This is a genomic window from Microbacterium terregens (assembly GCF_039534975.1).
In the GTDB taxonomy this organism is placed as follows: Bacteria; Actinomycetota; Actinomycetes; order Actinomycetales; family Microbacteriaceae; genus Microbacterium; species Microbacterium terregens.
Map to the genome: position 1 here is coordinate 3,453,450 of NZ_BAAAWH010000001.1, position 15,127 is coordinate 3,468,576.

Below are 15,127 nucleotides of genomic sequence, written 5' to 3' on the forward strand. Positions count from 1 at the left end.
CTCGATAAGCATGAACGCAACAGTTTGCGTTTGTTGCGATTAGGCTAGCACGGGTCCATCGACAAACGGTCGGACCGTCCTGTGCAGCGCATCGGCGGTCGGCTCAGAACGCCCCAGCCCCGCCAGCGCATAGTTCCACATTCCTGCTCGGGGCGACGCCGACATCAGCCGATCCGGAGAGCGTCCCCTCGAACGGAGTCACCCGATGAGGTAGACCATTCCACGGCCATCAGCCGCGAGCGATTCGACGAACTCTTGAGCCCGTCGAAGAAAATCGAGGACATATCGGAGTTCGTCCTCATCGTCGGCTCCGTGCCGGCTGCGCCAGGTCTGCGCCCACGTCCGCACCCGCGACTCGTCGATCGCGCAGAGGTGGTCGCGGATCGCCGGCACCTCTTCCGGCAGGATCGTCCTCACCCACGGGTCCCACCCCATCTCGTGCATCGTCACGTGTCCCTCGAACATGCGATGCGAGGAACCGACTTTGGTCCCGCCCGATTGCGGTTGCGTGAGCGACTGCAGAGCCGACCAGGACTTGTCGAGGTAGAGCATCTCGTGCTTGGGCGAGGTCTGCTCGAACGTCGCGACGCTGACGCTCGCATGCGGCTCCATGCCCCACGCGTCGGCGAGCGGGTCGCTGGAGAGGATGCTGTGCGGGTCGTCGACCGCCTGCTGCGCGAGGTCGGCGTCGAACGCGTATGCGTAGTATCTGATTCCCATGCGCCGATGATCCCGTTCCCAGAGAGGGCCGGCAGCCCAGCATCTGGCCGATGGGGGACAACGCGAACAGGCGTCGCCCTGTGGAGGAATGGCAGCGCCGAACTCAAGTGAGAAGACGTCGTCTTCAGTTCGAGCGCCCGAACGACGCCCGCACCGAGACCGAGGGATTCGCGCTCACGGTCGCCAGTGCAGCCCTGCCGAACTGGCCAACAGTACCGTCGGAGCTTCGCACATCGCCTGGGCGTCGGGCGCCGCGCTGCACTATCCGCTCAGCAATCGCGACGCCCCAAACGTGGCAGAAGTGGCAGATCGCGTGGCAGGATCGATCAGAAATGCTAATTGATCAGGTCTTTTACTGGCGAAGACGGAGGGATTTGAATCCCGCCGAGCTACGTCTTTCTTGATCCTGCTCGTTTCTTCTGCGCCCGGGATCCCCGAAATTTCGCGGATCTGAACCTGGTGAACTCAGTTCTGATCCGACCACAATCAACCTCGATCCGAGTCGTTCGTGGGCAGCACGTGGGCACGAATCTTGACGGCGTAGTAGTCGATTCCCGCTCGGTGATCGTCCATCCATGCAAGCCAGTCCCGGCAGGCGCGAGACAGAATGTCACGATCAGGCGGTGTCAGCAAGGCGCTCCCCAGAGAGTCCGCGACCGATCATAGTTGGGGTGGGCTCTGAACCTGGAGAGGTTCGTCCTTCTCGTTCGTTCTTGTTCAGAAGGCCCCGGATTCACGCCGTTCAAGCCTGGCAGATTTTGACCACGATCCTGCTCGATCCGGGCGAATCGTCTTCAGTTCTGGGCACTGTGTGGGCGCGGAATTAATCTGGCGGCGGTCGCCCGGGTACCCGGCCTCGGCACCTTTACGCCTCCAGACATCTCGAGAATCGCAACGCGCTGTCGGTCACGCGCCGGGGGTGGCGTCCCTCTGAGTGGTGGAGTTTCTCGACACCGTGCGAGTTCAGCTGTTGTGATTATGCCGCAGCGAGTTCTGGGATTGCGACCTCCTCTTCGGTGACGTCGAGGAGCTTCATGGAGTGCTCGCTGAAGTAGCGGCGGTCGGCGCCGTCCCATTCGTCGTGCTGTTCGATCAGGACGTGCCCTGCCAGGCGCAGCAGCGCGGCCGGGTTGGGGAACGTGCCGACGACGTCGGTGCGACGCTTGATCTCCTTGTTCACCCGCTCCAGCGGATTGGTGGACCAGATCTGCCGCCAGTGCGCGTAGGGGAACGCCGCGAACGCGAGGAGGTCGTCGCGGGCGTCTTCGAGCATCTCGGCGACCTTCGGGTGGGAGCGGCCGAGCATCCGCACGACTTCGTCGAACTGGGCGTGGACGTGCTTCTTGTCGGGTTGCGCGAAGATCGTGCGGATGATCGATGCGACCATCGGTCCGGCGGTCTTCTGCACGTTGGCGAGCACGTTGCGCATGAAGTGAACCCGGCATCGCTGCCAGCTGGAGCCTTGGAATACGGTCTCGATCGCGGCGATCAGGCCGGTGTGAGCATCGGAGATGACCAGCTTCACCCCGTCCAGCCCGCGCGCTTTCAACGAGCGCAGGAACGTGGTCCAGAACGGCTGCGACTCGGTGTCGCCGACCTCGAAACCGAGCACTTCCCGACGCCCGTCCGCGGCGACGCCGACCGCGACGACGACCGCTTGGGAGACGACCCGCCGGCCGACGCGGGCCTTGCAGTAGGTCGCGTCGAGGAACACGTACGGGTAGCCGGTGTCCGCGAGCGGCCGGTCCCGGAACGCGGCGACGTCCTCGTCGAGGTTCGCGCAGATCCGCGACACCTCCGACTTCGAGATCCCCGTGTCGGCGCCCAGCGCTTTGACCAGGTCGTCGACCTTGCGGGTGCTCACGCCGTGGACGTACGCCTCCATCACGACCGCGAACAAGGCTTGATCGACCCGTCGGCGGCGTTCCAGCAGTGACGGGAAGAAGGTCCCCGCCCGCAGCTTCGGGATCCGCAGATCGAGTTCACCGGCGGTGGTGAGCAACGGTCGGGGTCGGGTGCCGTTGCGTTGAGCGACCCGTGCGCCGGACCGCTCGTACGGGGCGGCGCCGATGAACGCGGCCGCTTCCGCGTCGATCAGCTCCTGGTAGAGCGTCTCGGTCGCTGTCCGGATCCGGTCGGTGACGTCGGTGAGTTTCAGTTCCCCGAGGAGCTCGAGGAGGGCAGACTGGTCTAGAGCCATCGTGCGTTGTGTCTTTCTGTGAGTGACTTTGATCGGTTCTCACTGACCATCGCACGATGGCTCACCAACGTCTACGACGTCGACACCACCGCCGAGAACTACACCACTCCAGGGGACGTCACCCGCGCCGGGGCGCCGGGAAGCTGTCGGACACTTCACGCCTCCTGCGAGGCAATTCGCCTCACCTCTTCCCATCATTAGCCGAAACGGCGAGGTGCGGTGTTAGCAACTTCGCTGAGCTATCGATATAGCGACCCACTCCGACGATCGAGATAGCCGGCGGGAGACTGCATCCTTCGGCGTCTACGGTCGCCCCGAAATTTGACTACTTGCGGGAGAGCGCATGCCGTTGCCGGCGAAACGCCGACTGGCGTCCGCCATCACCTCACGAGCCTCACGCGTGGACAGTGCCGCCATGAACACGTGGAAGCCAGATGGCCAGACTTGAAGCTCCGACTGCCCCCCGGCCGCGCGCACGTTCGCGTGCAGGTGGCACGCGTCGAGAAGCAGCAGGTCGTGCCCGCCGATGTATGTCACCAGCGGAGGAAGGCCTCGCAAATCCGCCCGCAGCGGACTCGCTACCGGATCTGCCGGATCACGGTCACCCGACCACAACTCACCGCACGCAATGAGCATGTCGCGCGAGAGCATCGGGTCCCGCTGGTGCCATCGCAAGAGGGCCGGGTCGTCGAGCATCAGATCCGTCCAGGGCGAGAACAGCAGGATCTGCCGCACGGGCTCATCGCCGGCGTCGCGCATCCGGATTGCCTGCCCCAGGGCAAGACCTCCGCCTGCCGAGTCACCGCTTAGGAAGACCGGCTGCGATCCCGCCTCCGCGCGCACTCGGGACATTACCTCGTCGATCAGCGGATAGGCGTCGTCGACGGTCGATGCCGGGGCCAGCCCGTAGAGCGGGATGTGAAATGTTGCACCGGATTCCTCGACGAGGCGCGCGATCACCGTCCAATGCTTCTCCTGGATCGCGTAAACGTAGGCGCCGCCGTGCAGATAGACGACATGCGGTCCTGGCGGCTGCCTACGTGGGGCTACGGTGACCACGGTGCGGTCCCCGAGAAGAGTGACGGAGGACACAACACACGCCCGGGTGACGTCTTCGGGGACCGGAGCGGGCGCCTGCCGCGCAGGAAGAAGTCGCATGGTTCGCACAAGATCGTGGCGGGCGCGATAGCGCCACCTGACGTACGCGCGGGTCAGTGCCATTCGAACGGACATTTGTACTCCTTCGAGTCAGTTTGACATACTGTCATACACCAACCGAGACAGGGCGGTGCGCTGAGTGACGTCGATCGATAGCAACGGGCCAACTGCAGCGGGGAACTCGACGAATCGAGTGCCACCGCTCGATCTCGTCGCTCTCGAAGGCGACCAGCGCGAGCTGTACGACCGTTATGCGACCGGCCAACGCGTCGCTGCGAACGTGGGGTTCCGGTTGGTCGCCGAGGACGGGCAGCTTCTCGGACCCCCCGCCGCTTGGATGTTGAGCCCCCCAGTCGGAATCGGCCTCGAGCGGGCAGGCTTTGCGCTGCGCTTCGCCCTGGCGCTTCCTGATCGCTGGCGCGAGATTGTCATCCTGATGGTTGCCGCGCACGAGGACAGCGCCTTCGAGCGGTTCGCACACCGTCAAGGCGCACGTGCGGCGGGAGTGACGGATGCCGAGATCGGCCAGATTCAGGCAGGCACCTTCACCCCCGCCGGTGCTGTGGAGGCCGTACTCGTGCAGGCAACCACATCGCTGCTCCGCCGTGCGGGGCTTAACGCAAAGGAGTGGTCGGCCGCGGAATCTGCGCTCGGTCATCGCGCGATCTTCGAAGTGGTGACTTTGGTCGGCTGGTACCGACTCATGGCTCTCCAGCTCCGCGTATTCCGCCTCGAGCCTCCGACGGCCGACGCGATTCACTCCGAGACGTGATCAAGCTCCTCCTTCAGGATGGGCATCGCCGTCGCGACGCCGTGCATGCCTAGGAGGCTGGCGATCTCCATCACTTCGAGGATTTCACCTACGGTGGCTCCGTATCCGAGGGCGTTCTCGATGTGCAGCTTCAGCCCCTTTACGTAGAGGTGGGTGGCCGCAGCATCGAAAGCGATGTAGACGAGCTCGCGAACCTTGGGTTCCAGCGTGCCGGTGCGCCACGGGAAGGATGAGAACTCGGTGTAGGCGTCGAAGATTTCCGGATCTAATTCGAGGATGTCGTCCCAAAAGGAGTGCCAGTAGCCGCGCGTTTGCGTGAACTCCTCCTTCATCCGCTCCTGCTCCGGCGACAGCGGAGCAGGCTCCTCGCGCAAACCCCGCTCTTCGAGCACCGCAACGAGCACCGGCACACCGATGTTCATCGCATGGATCCCCAGGGTGGCGGTGCATTCGAGCACCTCCATGATGTGCGCGGCGGAGGATCCGAGGCGGAGTGCCGCTCGGATGTGCGCGCGAATTCCTGGTGCGTAGAGGTGGGTCGCCGCTGCATCCACGGCGATGTGAATGTACTCCCGCGTAAGCGGGTCGAGCCGGCGCTTCTCCCAAGGCACCTTTGCAAAGTTGGTGTAAGCGTGCATGAACTCGGGATCGAGCTCGAGCACGGAGTCCCACGCGGGATCCCAGTCTCCGCGGACGCGGACGAACTCGTCTTTGATCTCTTGCTTTCGGGCACTGAGTGCCATGTGATTCTCCTTCGTGACAGAACGGTCAGCGAAGGATCGATGATCAGTCTTGTGCGACGTCGGCTTCTACACCGCGCAAGCTCAGAAGTGCGGTCGCCGCAGCTGCTCGAACGTGCTCAGCACACAGTCGGGCAGCCAGCTCAGCATCACGATCAGCGACCGCCGCCGCGATCGCGCGCAGCTCGCGGACCGCTTCGGGAAGCCGCCCCGTCTCAGACAGCGAGGTGGCACGCAGCACCTGCACGCGGGCCTGGATTCCCTCCAGCAGCTGCTGCAGGGAAACGCTGCGCGCGCCGGCAATCAGCACCGCGTAGAAGCGTGCTTTCGACCCCAGCAACTCACGGATGGCCTCGACCTCACCGGACTCGGCCGCGAGGGCAAATTCCTCGACAGCCGCTACGAGATCTGCGACCTCCCGATCGGTGGCACGTTCAACGAACCGCCGTGCGACCAGCGACTCCATCGATGCCCGCACCTCGTAGAGGTCCGCAGCGTCCTCCAACCTGGGGGCGGTGACCATCGCGCCCCGTTGCGGGATCACCGTGACGAGGCCCTCCGAGGTCAGCTCTCTGAGCGCCTCGCGCACCGTGGTACGCGACACCCCCAACTGCTCGATCAGCTCGCGCTCGACGAGGCGCTGTCCCGGCTTGAGTGTGAAGTCAAGGATTGCCTGTCGCAACGAGGCTGTGACCTGCTCGCGCAAGGGCGCCGCGACACGTCCCACGGGCTCAGCCGTCCATGTTCCCGCTAGAGAATTCGTCGATGCCACTTCATGCTCTCTTTGGCGTACGATCATACGATCCTTCAGAGTATACGTCGACTCGTCCTCCTCTCTCCACGATCCACGTCGCGATCTGGGTGTGATCTGACTCGGCTGGTAGCGATTCCGCCGCCTGCTCCCACATCGCCACCGACGCCTCACTGAGCGTCCGGAAACCGCCCACCGTCTCGCACAGATCTAGGGCGATGCGCATGTCCTTGACCATGAGCCCGAGGGCGAAGCCCGAGTCGAATGTCGCGGGCAGCACGAATGACGGCCACTTCTTCTCCGTCGAGCCGCTCCGCCCGCTGGACGAGTTGAAGGCGTCCACCATGACGTGCGGGTCGAGTCCGAAGTGTGCCCCGGCGGCCATGACCTCGCCGGTGATCCACAGGTGAGTTGCGGACAGCAAATTGTTCAGCGCCTTCATCGCGTGCCCCGCACCGAGCGCGCCGACAGCCGAGACGCTCCCCAGCGGCTCCAGGAATACTCGAGCGTCCTCCACGTCGCGAGGATCGCCGCCCGCCATGATCGTCAGATCGCCGCGCTCCGCGCCGCCGACTCCGCCGGAAACGGGAGCATCCACCACACGGACGCCGGCCGGTGCGAGGCCCAACGCAAGTGCGCGAGTGCGCGCAGGCTCGGACGAGCTCATGTCGATCATCAGAACTCCCGGCCTCAAGACGCCGGACGCCAGACAGTCCTCCACCACGCGCTCGACCACGCCGGAGTCCGGAAGGATGAGGATGAGCACGTCTACGCGCCCGGCCATGTCGGCCAGATCCGGATGCACGGTCGCCCCGGTCTGCTGCACCCTGTCACGCGCCACGGATGACAAGTCGAACCCGTGGACATCGTGACCGGCGCGGACGAGGTTGGCCACCATGGGCACTCCCATGCGTCCCAGCCCGATGAACCCGACGCTCGCGGCCTCAGACATCGTGGCCGAGTTCGACCAGCACCCGCTGTGCGATGCGGAACGAGTCCAGCGAAGCCGGCACACCCGCGTAGATCGCGGTCTGCATCAGGACGGCCTGGATCTCGCTCGGGAGCACTCCGTTGTTGATCGCCCCCCGCACATGGATCGCGAGCTCGTGCGGGCGGTTGAGCACCGTCAGCATTGCGAGATTCACGAGACTGCGGGTCGCCCGCGGGAGCTCGTCACCTCCCCAGACGACCCCCCAGCAATACTCCGTGACCAGCTCCTGAATCGGCCGGGCGAAAGCGGTAGCGTTTTCCAGCGATGCCTCGACGTGCGCGTCACCGAGGACCTCTCGGCGCACGCGCTCGCCTCGCTCGAGAGTCTCTTGGCGCGTTCGCGTGTCGTTGCTGTTGACTTCGGTCATGGCGTGACCTCCGGGGTCGGGGCGACGAACTCGTGGTCTGCGACCGGGGCCGCCCAGGAAGTCGTGCCGAGCGAAATGGCGATGTGCGTCATAAGCGAGTCGGATGCGGCGCCGTGCCAGTGCGACTCGCCAGCCGGCGACCACACCGTGTCGCCGGCGTGCAGCACCTCGACGCGGCCGCCTGCGCTCTGCACGAGCCCGCTTCCGGCGAGCACCAGCAGGATCTGGCCCGACTCGTGGGCGTGCCAATGCGTGCGCGCTCCGGGACTGAAGGTCACCGTGTTGACCGTCACACCATCGACAGAGCCGGTGAGGTACGGATAGACGTCGCCGGTGAACCGCGACCCCGTCTTCCCTTGCGCGCCGACCTGCTCGTGAGGGCGGATGACGATCATGAATTCTCCTCGCCGTCGGGGGTGATGCGGATGCCGCCGGATATGTCGCCGAGCGCGTCGACGACGCTGTTGCTGATGGCATCCGCGTAGCCGAGCGCCCGCGCGAGACCGAAGCTGGCGATCGGGCCAGCCGCATTGAGGCTCGCCACCCGCAGTTGGGCGAGCAGTTCGACATACAGGGTGACGTCCTTGAGCATGAGGGTGTTCGACAGACCGCCCTCGAGATAATCGCCTGTGATGATCCTGGGGAAGCGGTTGAGCGTCGCGAAGTTCACTCCCGAACTGGCGTTGAGCACGTCCAGCACCGACGCCAGGTCCAGCCCCGCAGCCCGGGCAGCCACCATCACTTCGGCCGTCGCCGACAGAGCGACCGCGTTGAGGAAGTTGTTCAGCAGCTTCGTGGTGTGCCCGCTTCCGCTCGGCCCGAGAAAGAAGATCTTTGCTGCGAACCGGTCGAGGACCGGCTTCGCATGCTCAAGGGCCTCCTCATCGCCGCCGACCATCAGGGTCAGCGTTCCCGATTCGGCTGCGGCCGCGCCCCCGGATACCCCGGCATCCAGGTAGAACGCACCACGGGCGGCGAAGTCGGCCGAGATCCCCCGCGTCGACGCGGGCGCCGCCGTACTCAGATCTACGATGATCTGCCCTTTGCGTGCTCTCGCCAGAAGGCCGTCATCGTCGTATATGACCCGTTCCACGGCGCGACTGTCCGGCAAGGACAGGAGGATCAGCGTGCTGGCGCCCGCGACGGACGCGACGCTCTGGGCCGCAACCGCGCCGACGCGACCGGCAGCGGCCTGGTCGAGGTCGAACCCCCGCACCTCGACCCCCGCTCCCCCGAGTCGTTGCGCGATGCGCCCTCCCATGTTGCCCAGACCGATGAATCCGACACTGAGCCCGATCACTGCTGCACCCCCGCGTCCGCGTAGATCGCCCGGTCGACGGCCGCTGCGTCCCAGGCGCCCGCGCCTCCGGAGGGACGAACGGTGTTCACGATGGACGCCCCGCCGTCGGCCGCGTACACCTGTCCGGTCACGTAGGCCGATTCATCACTGAGGAGGAAGGTGGAGACCGCCGCGATCTCCTCGGGTGTCCCGGCGCGACGCAAGGGGGTCGTCGATGCGCGCAGCTCCATGTCGTTCTTGCCGCCGGCGACGCTCGGTGCCGCGCGGAACAGCTCGGTGGGGACGATGCCTGGGGCGACGGCGTTCACGCGCACGCCCAGCGGCCCCCCGTACATCGCGGCGCTGTGGACAAGACCGACGACGGCGTGTTTCGACACGTGGTACGCGAACAGATCGGCACTTCCCTTCAGACTGGCAATCGAGGCGGTGAGCACAATGGATCCCGGGGCTCCCGCTCGGCGGAACTCGCGGAAGGCGGCGCGGATGCCGAGGAAAGAGCCGCGCACGTTCACGCCCATCACCCGGTCGAACTCGTCGGCCGACAGGTCGGGCAACTGCGTGAAATCACCGAAGATGCCCGCGTTGAGGTGGTGCAGGTCGACGCCCCCGAAGCGGTCCAGTGCCGCTGCCATGTAGCGCGCGACGTCGGATTCCGAGGACACATCGGCCTGGACCGCGATGGCGGGCCCCTGCACCTCCGTGGCGGTGCGCTCAGCCGCGTCGCTATCGATGTCGACGACCACGACAGCGGCACCTTCCTCCGACAGCCGGTGCGCTGATGCACGGCCGAGGCCGCTTCCGGCCCCCGTTACGACCGCGGTGCGCCCGCGCAGCCCTCGAGAATTCATGCCTGCGACCCCTTCCAGGTGCCGATGGTGGCGACGAGGTCGTCGAGACCGACGCCCCGCAGGGGTGTGAAGCGCGTCAACGTATCAGGGTCATGCCCGGGCACCACGTGTTGCACCCGCCCTTCCCCGACGAGCTTGCCGACGGTGTCGAACCCCTCGTACATCTCCACGAGGTTCGCAACGGACGTGAACGGCATGTCTCGTTCGAGCTCTTCGTAGTAGTGCACGGCGTCGCTGGCCAGCAGGACCGGGCCCTGGTCGGTCTGCACGATGAGCGCGGACTGTCCGGGCGTGTGCCCGCCGATCTCGATCACGTCGATTCCGGACTCGATCCGTGTGCTTCCGGAGAAGGTGCGGACCCTGCCCGCCGCATGCAGCTCCTGCAGGGTGTGGAGCTCCGCATCTTCCGTGGAGTGGTGGAACTGCCGGCGCTGCGCGTGCTTGGAGCCCCAGAAGTCCAGCTCCCGCTGGGAGATCAGGAACTGCGCGTTCGGGAAGAGATCGAGGTTTCCGATGTGGTCGTAGTGGGCGTGCGTGATCACGACGCGGTCGATGCTCTCGGCCCGATGACCGAGACGCTCCAGAAGGTCGACAGGCGGCACCAACGTCGTCCTCGATCGACGGGACCCGCCCTGCGGCGAGAAGCCCGTGTCGACGAGGACGACACCGCTGCTGCCTCGGATGAGCCAGACGAAGTAGTCCATGCGGATATCGCCATCCGCCTCCCCATAAAGCGGGTAGTTGAGGTACACCTCGCTGCGCGCGCCCACCCGCGTGCCGTACTTGGCGATGACGACCTGGTGGGAGGCGGTGTGCGCGTCCGGGCGTCGCTGCTCTTCGGGCATTCCTGCCTCCTTTCGTATCCGTCAGATTATATGATGATCATACAATATACGGGATAGTGTCCGCCGGGGCGAGGAATCCGTCCAGTCGCTCCAGGAAGGCGTCGCGCCCACGCTCCGGGCGGTCGAGCAACAGGTAATGGGTCGTGCCCTCCGGCTCCCAGAGGTCGATCTCCTGGGCGTGGCAGAGATCCTCCACGAGCACGTCGATGTCCTCCTTGCGGGCGAGATCGTCGTACTCGGGGAGGACGATCATCACGCGCGCAGAGACCTGACCGGCATGGAAGAGCCGCTGACCGTGCCCGGCCATCAGATGGAGGTCCTCGAGCATGCCGTTCGGGCTCCGATACGACGGCGGCTGGCGCGTGCCAGACGTCGGGTCACCGTCGAGCAGCGCCTGCTGAAATGCGCGGAGCATGGCCGGATCACGCCAACTGTCCTTGTCCTCGACGGGGATCTGCCTGTTCCAGTGGCCCTCAAGGCCGGCCAGCACGTTGAACTTGTATCCCCCGAAGTTCTCCGGGTTGAGGCGGTACGGATGTGCAGGATCGTCCCACCGCTCCGTGTCGCGGAACATGCGATGTCCACCCACTCCCCCATAGACGACGACGTAGAGGACGAGGTGGCTCACCTTCTCCGGCCGCAGCGAAGCAAGCATCGCGGCGCACGTGGCCCCGACACCCCACCCCAGAATGCCGACCTGCTTCTGCCCCGTCGCGTCGCGCAGGTGATCGACGACGGCATCCAGATCACGCGTGATCTCGATGGTGCGCACGAGCGGCTTCTGCCCGAGAGGCTCCTCCTCCATCTCGGCCGGGCGCTCGGAGCGGCCGAATCCCCGAGCGTCCGGGATGTAGCAGACGTGCCCCTTGCGGGCGAGGTCCTCCGCCAGCGATCCGCCGGGGACGGGCAGATCGAACTCACTCAGTCCCGGGATGGTCGTCCCGTGCAGGAGCACCATCGGAACGCGCGGAGCGGGGCCGTCGGGCCGCACCTCCCGCACGGCGATGGTGACCCCGTCGTCCGTGGTGACCGTGAAGTCCGTGCGTATGACATCCATGTTCATTTCCTTTCGACCCGCAAAGCCCACCGCTTGACCCGGCATTCGCCGTAGCGGAGGATTGTTAATATGTATTACCGTCTGACATTCAATGCCGAGAGCTTGGTCCCCGCATGACGATCCCTCCCTCAGCGAGCGCGCCCGGATCGCGCGAGCCGATCCGCCGCATCCAGGTCGGCGACGCCGAGGTGTACCCGCTGGTGCAGCTGCGATATCGCGTCGACCCAGCGCGCTTCTTTCCGGAGATCACCCAGTGGTGCGTCGATCGGGACGCGTGGTACTGGCAGGAGCCGTACATCGTCGGTGGTGCTCTCGCGATCGACATGGGCGCGTTCCTCGTGCGCACCGCGGAGCGCACCATCCTCGTGGATGCCGGAATCGGCAATGACAAACGCCGGCCGAACCCGGTGTTCGACAGGCGCCGAGACACCTGGATCGATGCGCTGGCCCGCACGGGCACGTCGCTCGAGGAGGTCGACACCGTGCTCTTCACTCACCTGCACGTAGACCACGTGGGCTTCGCCACCAGTCTCCGCGGAGGCGAATGGACGCCGACGTTTCCCCACGCGACGTACCACACGACGGCGGCCGAGCTCGCCTACTGGCAGAGCACGGGAGCGGAAGAAGAAGTGGCACGCCTCGGCGACTACATCGGCGACAGCATCCTTCCTCTCGCGGACGCAGGCCGGCTGCAGCTCTCTTCGCCCGATGCTCGCATCAGCGAGCACGTGCGACTGGTCCCCGCGGCCGGCCACACACCCGGGAACGTCTGCATCGAGCTGCAATCGGCCGGCCGCAGAGCCGTCTTCTCGGGCGACATGATCCACCACGCGCTCCAGCTCGCCTTCCCCGCGCGCAGCACCGACTACTGCGTCGACCAAGAGGAAGCGACCTCCGCCCGCCTCGACCTGCTCGCGGGCATGGGCCCGGACGATCTGCTCTTTCCCGCACATTTCCCTGGCTGCGTTCCCGGAAGGGTGGTCGCGCATGACGACGGGACGTTCGGGTACGACCCGGAGTGGGGCGAAGCGGTCTGAGAAGCGGCGGCCCTCCCTATCACGGGGCGAGCGGCTCACGGCAGCGGGTACTCGTCGGCGTTGACCACCCAGCCCTCCTTCAGCGAGAAGTCCAGGCGAGGAGGCGAGAAGATATCGAGCATCTGGTTGGTCTCGGACGCCACAGACTGGCTGGTGTGGATGACCTGAGCGGGGATCACCGTCACGGACGGCGCCGCGCAGGGCTCGTGCTGGTCGTCACGCCACGCCGACCGGCGCGTCGTCCACGGCCAGCGCAGGTGGTGGATGAACTCCCCTTGCATGACGAACGAGCACTGCTCGAAGTCGTCGTGGGAATGCGGCGAGAGCCGATTGGCGTCCCGCGGGCCGGCTGAGGGCTCGAAGATGTTGACCATGAAGGTCGTGCACCGAAACACACGAAACCCGGGCTTTGCGGGCGCCGGTCCGGACAGATCGTAGACCCGCACCCGGTAACCGTCGACGGGCGCCGGCCACGGCACGAGCGGCGCGAGATTCAGATGCGCTGTGGCGTAGGCCTGCGCATTTGCGGCCATCGCGGTCAGGTCCTCGGCACGGTGGGAGAGCATCCGGATGACTCTCCCCTCTCCCCGCACCGTCACGGTGCTATCGCCGGGCGGAACGATCACGAGGCTGCGCCCGTTCGCTTCAGCACGCTCGCTGGGAGTGGACACCACGGCGGTGATGCCCTCGCCGGGCAGATACAGTACGTACTCGTCTGCCTGCCCTGTGCGCTCGAGGGTGAGTTCGCCGGCCAGTTCCGTGTACTCGATCACGAAGTTCTGGCCCCGCGCGTACCAGGTGCGGCGGTTGTCGTCGCTGATCTGCGGGGGCTCGGCGTAGAAGCGCACGTAGTCCGCCTCCGAGAACTCAGATGCGGCAGGCACCTGGCTGGCGGTCTTCTGCAGTGTGGCTCTGGGATCAGAGGGGTCATACATGGTCGACGCCTTTCGGTGAAATGCGCGGAGGTAGCAACCCTTCTTCCGCGAGGATGCGTTCCGCGACCCGGAACGAGGAAAGCGCGGCCGGGGCGCCGCAGTAGGGACCGGTATGGAGCAGCACCTCTCGGATGTCCTCGACCGTGCACCCGTTTGTTAGTGACGCCCGTACGTGCATCTCGAGTTCTTCCGGCCGATTGAGCGCCACGAGCATCGCGATGGTGAGCAGGCTCCGGGTGCGACGGTCGAGGACTTCCTCCCGTGTCCAGACGTCCGCCCAGACCGCGCTGGCCAGCCAGTCCTGCACCGGCCGATTGAACTCATCGGCGAAGGTGTAGTTGGCATCGACCAGCACATCGCCGAACATGTCGCGGCGCCGCACCTCGCCGGCTCGTACGCCCTCCGCTTCGCGAGGCCTCATGCCGGTGCGTCCAGACCAAGCAGCTGGCGGCCGTTCGTCCCGACCATCGTGCGAATATCGGATGCCGCGTACCCTTCATCCAGCATCCGGCGCACCATCCGGCGGAACCCAGTCACCGGCAGGATGCTGTTGGCCTGCCCCAGATCGGAGGAGAAGATGGTCCCGTCCGGACCGCACGCCTCGAGGTACGGCAGGATCGCCTCGTGCGTAAGCGGGGACTCCGCTCGACCGACGGCCAGGGCGAGGCAGTGCTCCACCTTCGCGCCGAGCCCCACCCACTCGCCGCAGCGCTCGGGAGACGCCCCGATGATGAAGGTCGGGTGGCTGACGACGATGGAGCTCACTCCGGCGTCGTGCGCACCTCGGACGAGCACGTCGATCTCGTCTGCAGTGAGATGTCCGGCGTTCAGGATCGCATCGTGGTTCTTGATCACATCGAAAATGTCGTGGACCTCGGGCACCAGCTCGCCGTGCTCACCGAGGATAGAGATGGGCTCGTGTTCGCGCAGGCCAAGGTTCGTCGTCGGGAACCGGCTGTTGTGGTGAACGTGATGGAAGTCGATGTGCGCCTGAGATGAGATCGTCGGAAACCACACGACCTTCGCCCCGAGCGCGAGGTGAAGCTCGACGGCATACGGGTTGAGGCCGCCGATAGTGCGATTGAGCGCAATGCCGGAGAAGACGTGGATGCCGACGTCGGCCAAGCCCGCGTCGTGCAGCGCGAGCACATCGGTCTGCATCGAGGCGTGGTGGGATTTCACGACGATGGCGGAGAACCCCTGCTCAGCCGCGTCCCGGGCCGCGTCGAGAATGCCGATGCGTCGAGGAAAGGGGCTAGGGCTCGGGTGCACGTGGAGGTCGACGGCGCCCTGCAGGATCGCATCGACCTCCTCGTCCTCGTGCAGACGATCCGCATCGAGGTCCTCGCGGTAGAGATGTGAAAGGGCATTGATGGTCATGAGTGGTCCTTCGTTGGTCGGAGTCG

The 15,127-nt window shown here is 65.7% G+C and carries 17 protein-coding genes; 2 read left to right on the forward strand and 15 right to left on the reverse strand.

The features are described 5' to 3' along the window. Positions 1–198: 198 nt before the first annotated feature. The 3 genes from ABD655_RS16165 to ABD655_RS16175 form a co-directional block, all read right to left on the reverse strand. A complete protein-coding gene (locus tag ABD655_RS16165; protein WP_344715557.1) occupies positions 199–720 on the reverse strand; it encodes a DUF1877 family protein in 522 nt (173 codons plus the stop codon). 976 nt (positions 721–1,696) lie between these two features. Beyond that, positions 1,697–2,920: an IS256 family transposase gene (locus ABD655_RS16170; RefSeq protein ID WP_344713540.1), complete on the reverse strand. Its 1,224-nt coding sequence runs from the start codon at positions 2,918–2,920 to the stop codon at positions 1,697–1,699. Between the two features lie 303 nt (positions 2,921–3,223). Further along, a complete protein-coding gene (locus ABD655_RS16175) occupies positions 3,224–4,153 on the reverse strand; it encodes an alpha/beta hydrolase fold domain-containing protein (RefSeq protein ID WP_344715559.1) in 930 nt (309 codons plus the stop codon). 118 nt (positions 4,154–4,271) lie between these two features. Here ABD655_RS16175 and ABD655_RS16180 point away from each other — a divergent pair, with 118 nt between their 5' ends. After that, a complete protein-coding gene (locus ABD655_RS16180) occupies positions 4,272–4,850 on the forward strand; it encodes a carboxymuconolactone decarboxylase family protein (RefSeq protein WP_344715562.1) in 579 nt (192 codons plus the stop codon). Here the strand turns inward: ABD655_RS16180 and ABD655_RS16185 are convergent. The 9 genes from ABD655_RS16185 to ABD655_RS16225 form a co-directional block, all read right to left on the reverse strand. Further along, entirely contained in the window at positions 4,835–5,593 is a 759-nt protein-coding gene (locus tag ABD655_RS16185) for a carboxymuconolactone decarboxylase family protein (RefSeq protein WP_344715566.1), read from the reverse strand. The two genes, ABD655_RS16180 and ABD655_RS16185, sit on opposite strands and share 16 nt — an antisense overlap. Positions 5,594–5,636: 43 nt before the next feature. Further along, the gene (locus tag ABD655_RS16190) at positions 5,637–6,296 is read right to left on the reverse strand and encodes a GntR family transcriptional regulator (protein WP_344715567.1); all 660 of its coding nucleotides are present in this window, start codon (positions 6,294–6,296) and stop codon (positions 5,637–5,639) included. A gap of 67 nt (positions 6,297–6,363) precedes the next feature. Continuing rightward, positions 6,364–7,293: an NAD(P)-dependent oxidoreductase gene (locus ABD655_RS16195; protein ID WP_344715569.1), complete on the reverse strand. Its 930-nt coding sequence runs from the start codon at positions 7,291–7,293 to the stop codon at positions 6,364–6,366. After that, positions 7,286–7,699, reverse strand: coding sequence for a carboxymuconolactone decarboxylase family protein (locus ABD655_RS16200; protein WP_344715571.1), 414 nt, complete (start codon positions 7,697–7,699; stop codon positions 7,286–7,288). Before ABD655_RS16200 ends, ABD655_RS16195 begins: the two co-directional genes overlap by 8 nt. After that, entirely contained in the window at positions 7,696–8,094 is a 399-nt protein-coding gene (locus ABD655_RS16205; protein ID WP_344715572.1) for a cupin domain-containing protein, read from the reverse strand. Before ABD655_RS16205 ends, ABD655_RS16200 begins: the two co-directional genes overlap by 4 nt. Then, entirely contained in the window at positions 8,091–8,999 is a 909-nt protein-coding gene (locus tag ABD655_RS16210) for an NAD(P)-dependent oxidoreductase (RefSeq protein ID WP_344715574.1), read from the reverse strand. The genes ABD655_RS16205 and ABD655_RS16210 overlap by 4 nt, the downstream gene beginning before the upstream one ends. Further along, positions 8,996–9,847 carry an SDR family NAD(P)-dependent oxidoreductase gene (locus tag ABD655_RS16215; protein WP_344715577.1) on the reverse strand — a complete coding sequence of 284 codons (852 nt, stop codon included), beginning with the start codon at positions 9,845–9,847 and terminating at the stop codon, positions 8,996–8,998. Before ABD655_RS16215 ends, ABD655_RS16210 begins: the two co-directional genes overlap by 4 nt. Then, positions 9,844–10,692 (reverse strand): N-acyl homoserine lactonase family protein, encoded by an 849-nt coding sequence (locus tag ABD655_RS16220; protein WP_344715582.1) that lies wholly within the window; start codon positions 10,690–10,692, stop codon positions 9,844–9,846. The genes ABD655_RS16215 and ABD655_RS16220 overlap by 4 nt, the downstream gene beginning before the upstream one ends. Before the next feature lie 37 nt (positions 10,693–10,729). After that, positions 10,730–11,749 carry an alpha/beta hydrolase gene (locus tag ABD655_RS16225; RefSeq protein WP_344715584.1) on the reverse strand — a complete coding sequence of 340 codons (1,020 nt, stop codon included), beginning with the start codon at positions 11,747–11,749 and terminating at the stop codon, positions 10,730–10,732. A gap of 113 nt (positions 11,750–11,862) precedes the next feature. Between ABD655_RS16225 and ABD655_RS16230 the strand changes: the two genes are divergently transcribed. Next, on the forward strand, positions 11,863–12,786 hold the full coding sequence (locus ABD655_RS16230) for an MBL fold metallo-hydrolase (protein ID WP_344715585.1): 924 nt from the start codon (positions 11,863–11,865) through the stop codon (positions 12,784–12,786). Between the two features lie 35 nt (positions 12,787–12,821). Here ABD655_RS16230 and ABD655_RS16235 read toward each other — a convergent pair whose 3' ends face one another. Genes ABD655_RS16235 through ABD655_RS16245 form a run of 3 tightly spaced genes read right to left on the reverse strand, consistent with a single transcriptional unit; the run spans position 12,822 to position 15,101 of the window. Next, positions 12,822–13,721 (reverse strand): cupin domain-containing protein, encoded by a 900-nt coding sequence (locus ABD655_RS16235; RefSeq protein WP_344715589.1) that lies wholly within the window; start codon positions 13,719–13,721, stop codon positions 12,822–12,824. Further along, entirely contained in the window at positions 13,714–14,088 is a 375-nt protein-coding gene (locus tag ABD655_RS16240) for a carboxymuconolactone decarboxylase family protein (RefSeq protein WP_344715591.1), read from the reverse strand. Before ABD655_RS16240 ends, ABD655_RS16235 begins: the two co-directional genes overlap by 8 nt. Before the next feature lie 50 nt (positions 14,089–14,138). Then, a complete protein-coding gene (locus ABD655_RS16245; protein WP_344715594.1) occupies positions 14,139–15,101 on the reverse strand; it encodes a DUF6282 family protein in 963 nt (320 codons plus the stop codon). Between the last annotated feature and the right edge of the window lie 26 nt (positions 15,102–15,127).

Bases quoted from the DNA above. Each gene is read 5' to 3' on its own strand.
- ABD655_RS16165 (WP_344715557.1), bottom strand. From the start codon at position 720: ATGGGAATCAGATACTACGCATACGCGTTCGACGCCGACCTCGCGCAG.
- ABD655_RS16170 (WP_344713540.1), bottom strand. From the start codon at position 2,920: ATGGCTCTAGACCAGTCTGCCCTCCTCGAGCTCCTCGGGGAACTGAAA.
- ABD655_RS16175 (WP_344715559.1), bottom strand. From the start codon at position 4,153: ATGTCCGTTCGAATGGCACTGACCCGCGCGTACGTCAGGTGGCGCTAT.
- ABD655_RS16185 (WP_344715566.1), bottom strand. From the start codon at position 5,593: ATGGCACTCAGTGCCCGAAAGCAAGAGATCAAAGACGAGTTCGTCCGC.
- ABD655_RS16195 (WP_344715569.1), bottom strand. From the start codon at position 7,293: ATGTCTGAGGCCGCGAGCGTCGGGTTCATCGGGCTGGGACGCATGGGA.
- ABD655_RS16200 (WP_344715571.1), bottom strand. From the start codon at position 7,699: ATGACCGAAGTCAACAGCAACGACACGCGAACGCGCCAAGAGACTCTC.
- ABD655_RS16205 (WP_344715572.1), bottom strand. From the start codon at position 8,094: ATGATCGTCATCCGCCCTCACGAGCAGGTCGGCGCGCAAGGGAAGACG.
- ABD655_RS16215 (WP_344715577.1), bottom strand. From the start codon at position 9,847: ATGAATTCTCGAGGGCTGCGCGGGCGCACCGCGGTCGTAACGGGGGCC.
- ABD655_RS16220 (WP_344715582.1), bottom strand. From the start codon at position 10,692: ATGCCCGAAGAGCAGCGACGCCCGGACGCGCACACCGCCTCCCACCAG.
- ABD655_RS16225 (WP_344715584.1), bottom strand. From the start codon at position 11,749: ATGGATGTCATACGCACGGACTTCACGGTCACCACGGACGACGGGGTC.
- ABD655_RS16230 (WP_344715585.1), top strand. From the start codon at position 11,863: ATGACGATCCCTCCCTCAGCGAGCGCGCCCGGATCGCGCGAGCCGATC.
- ABD655_RS16235 (WP_344715589.1), bottom strand. From the start codon at position 13,721: ATGTATGACCCCTCTGATCCCAGAGCCACACTGCAGAAGACCGCCAGC.
- ABD655_RS16240 (WP_344715591.1), bottom strand. From the start codon at position 14,088: ATGTTCGGCGATGTGCTGGTCGATGCCAACTACACCTTCGCCGATGAG.
- ABD655_RS16245 (WP_344715594.1), bottom strand. From the start codon at position 15,101: ATGACCATCAATGCCCTTTCACATCTCTACCGCGAGGACCTCGATGCG.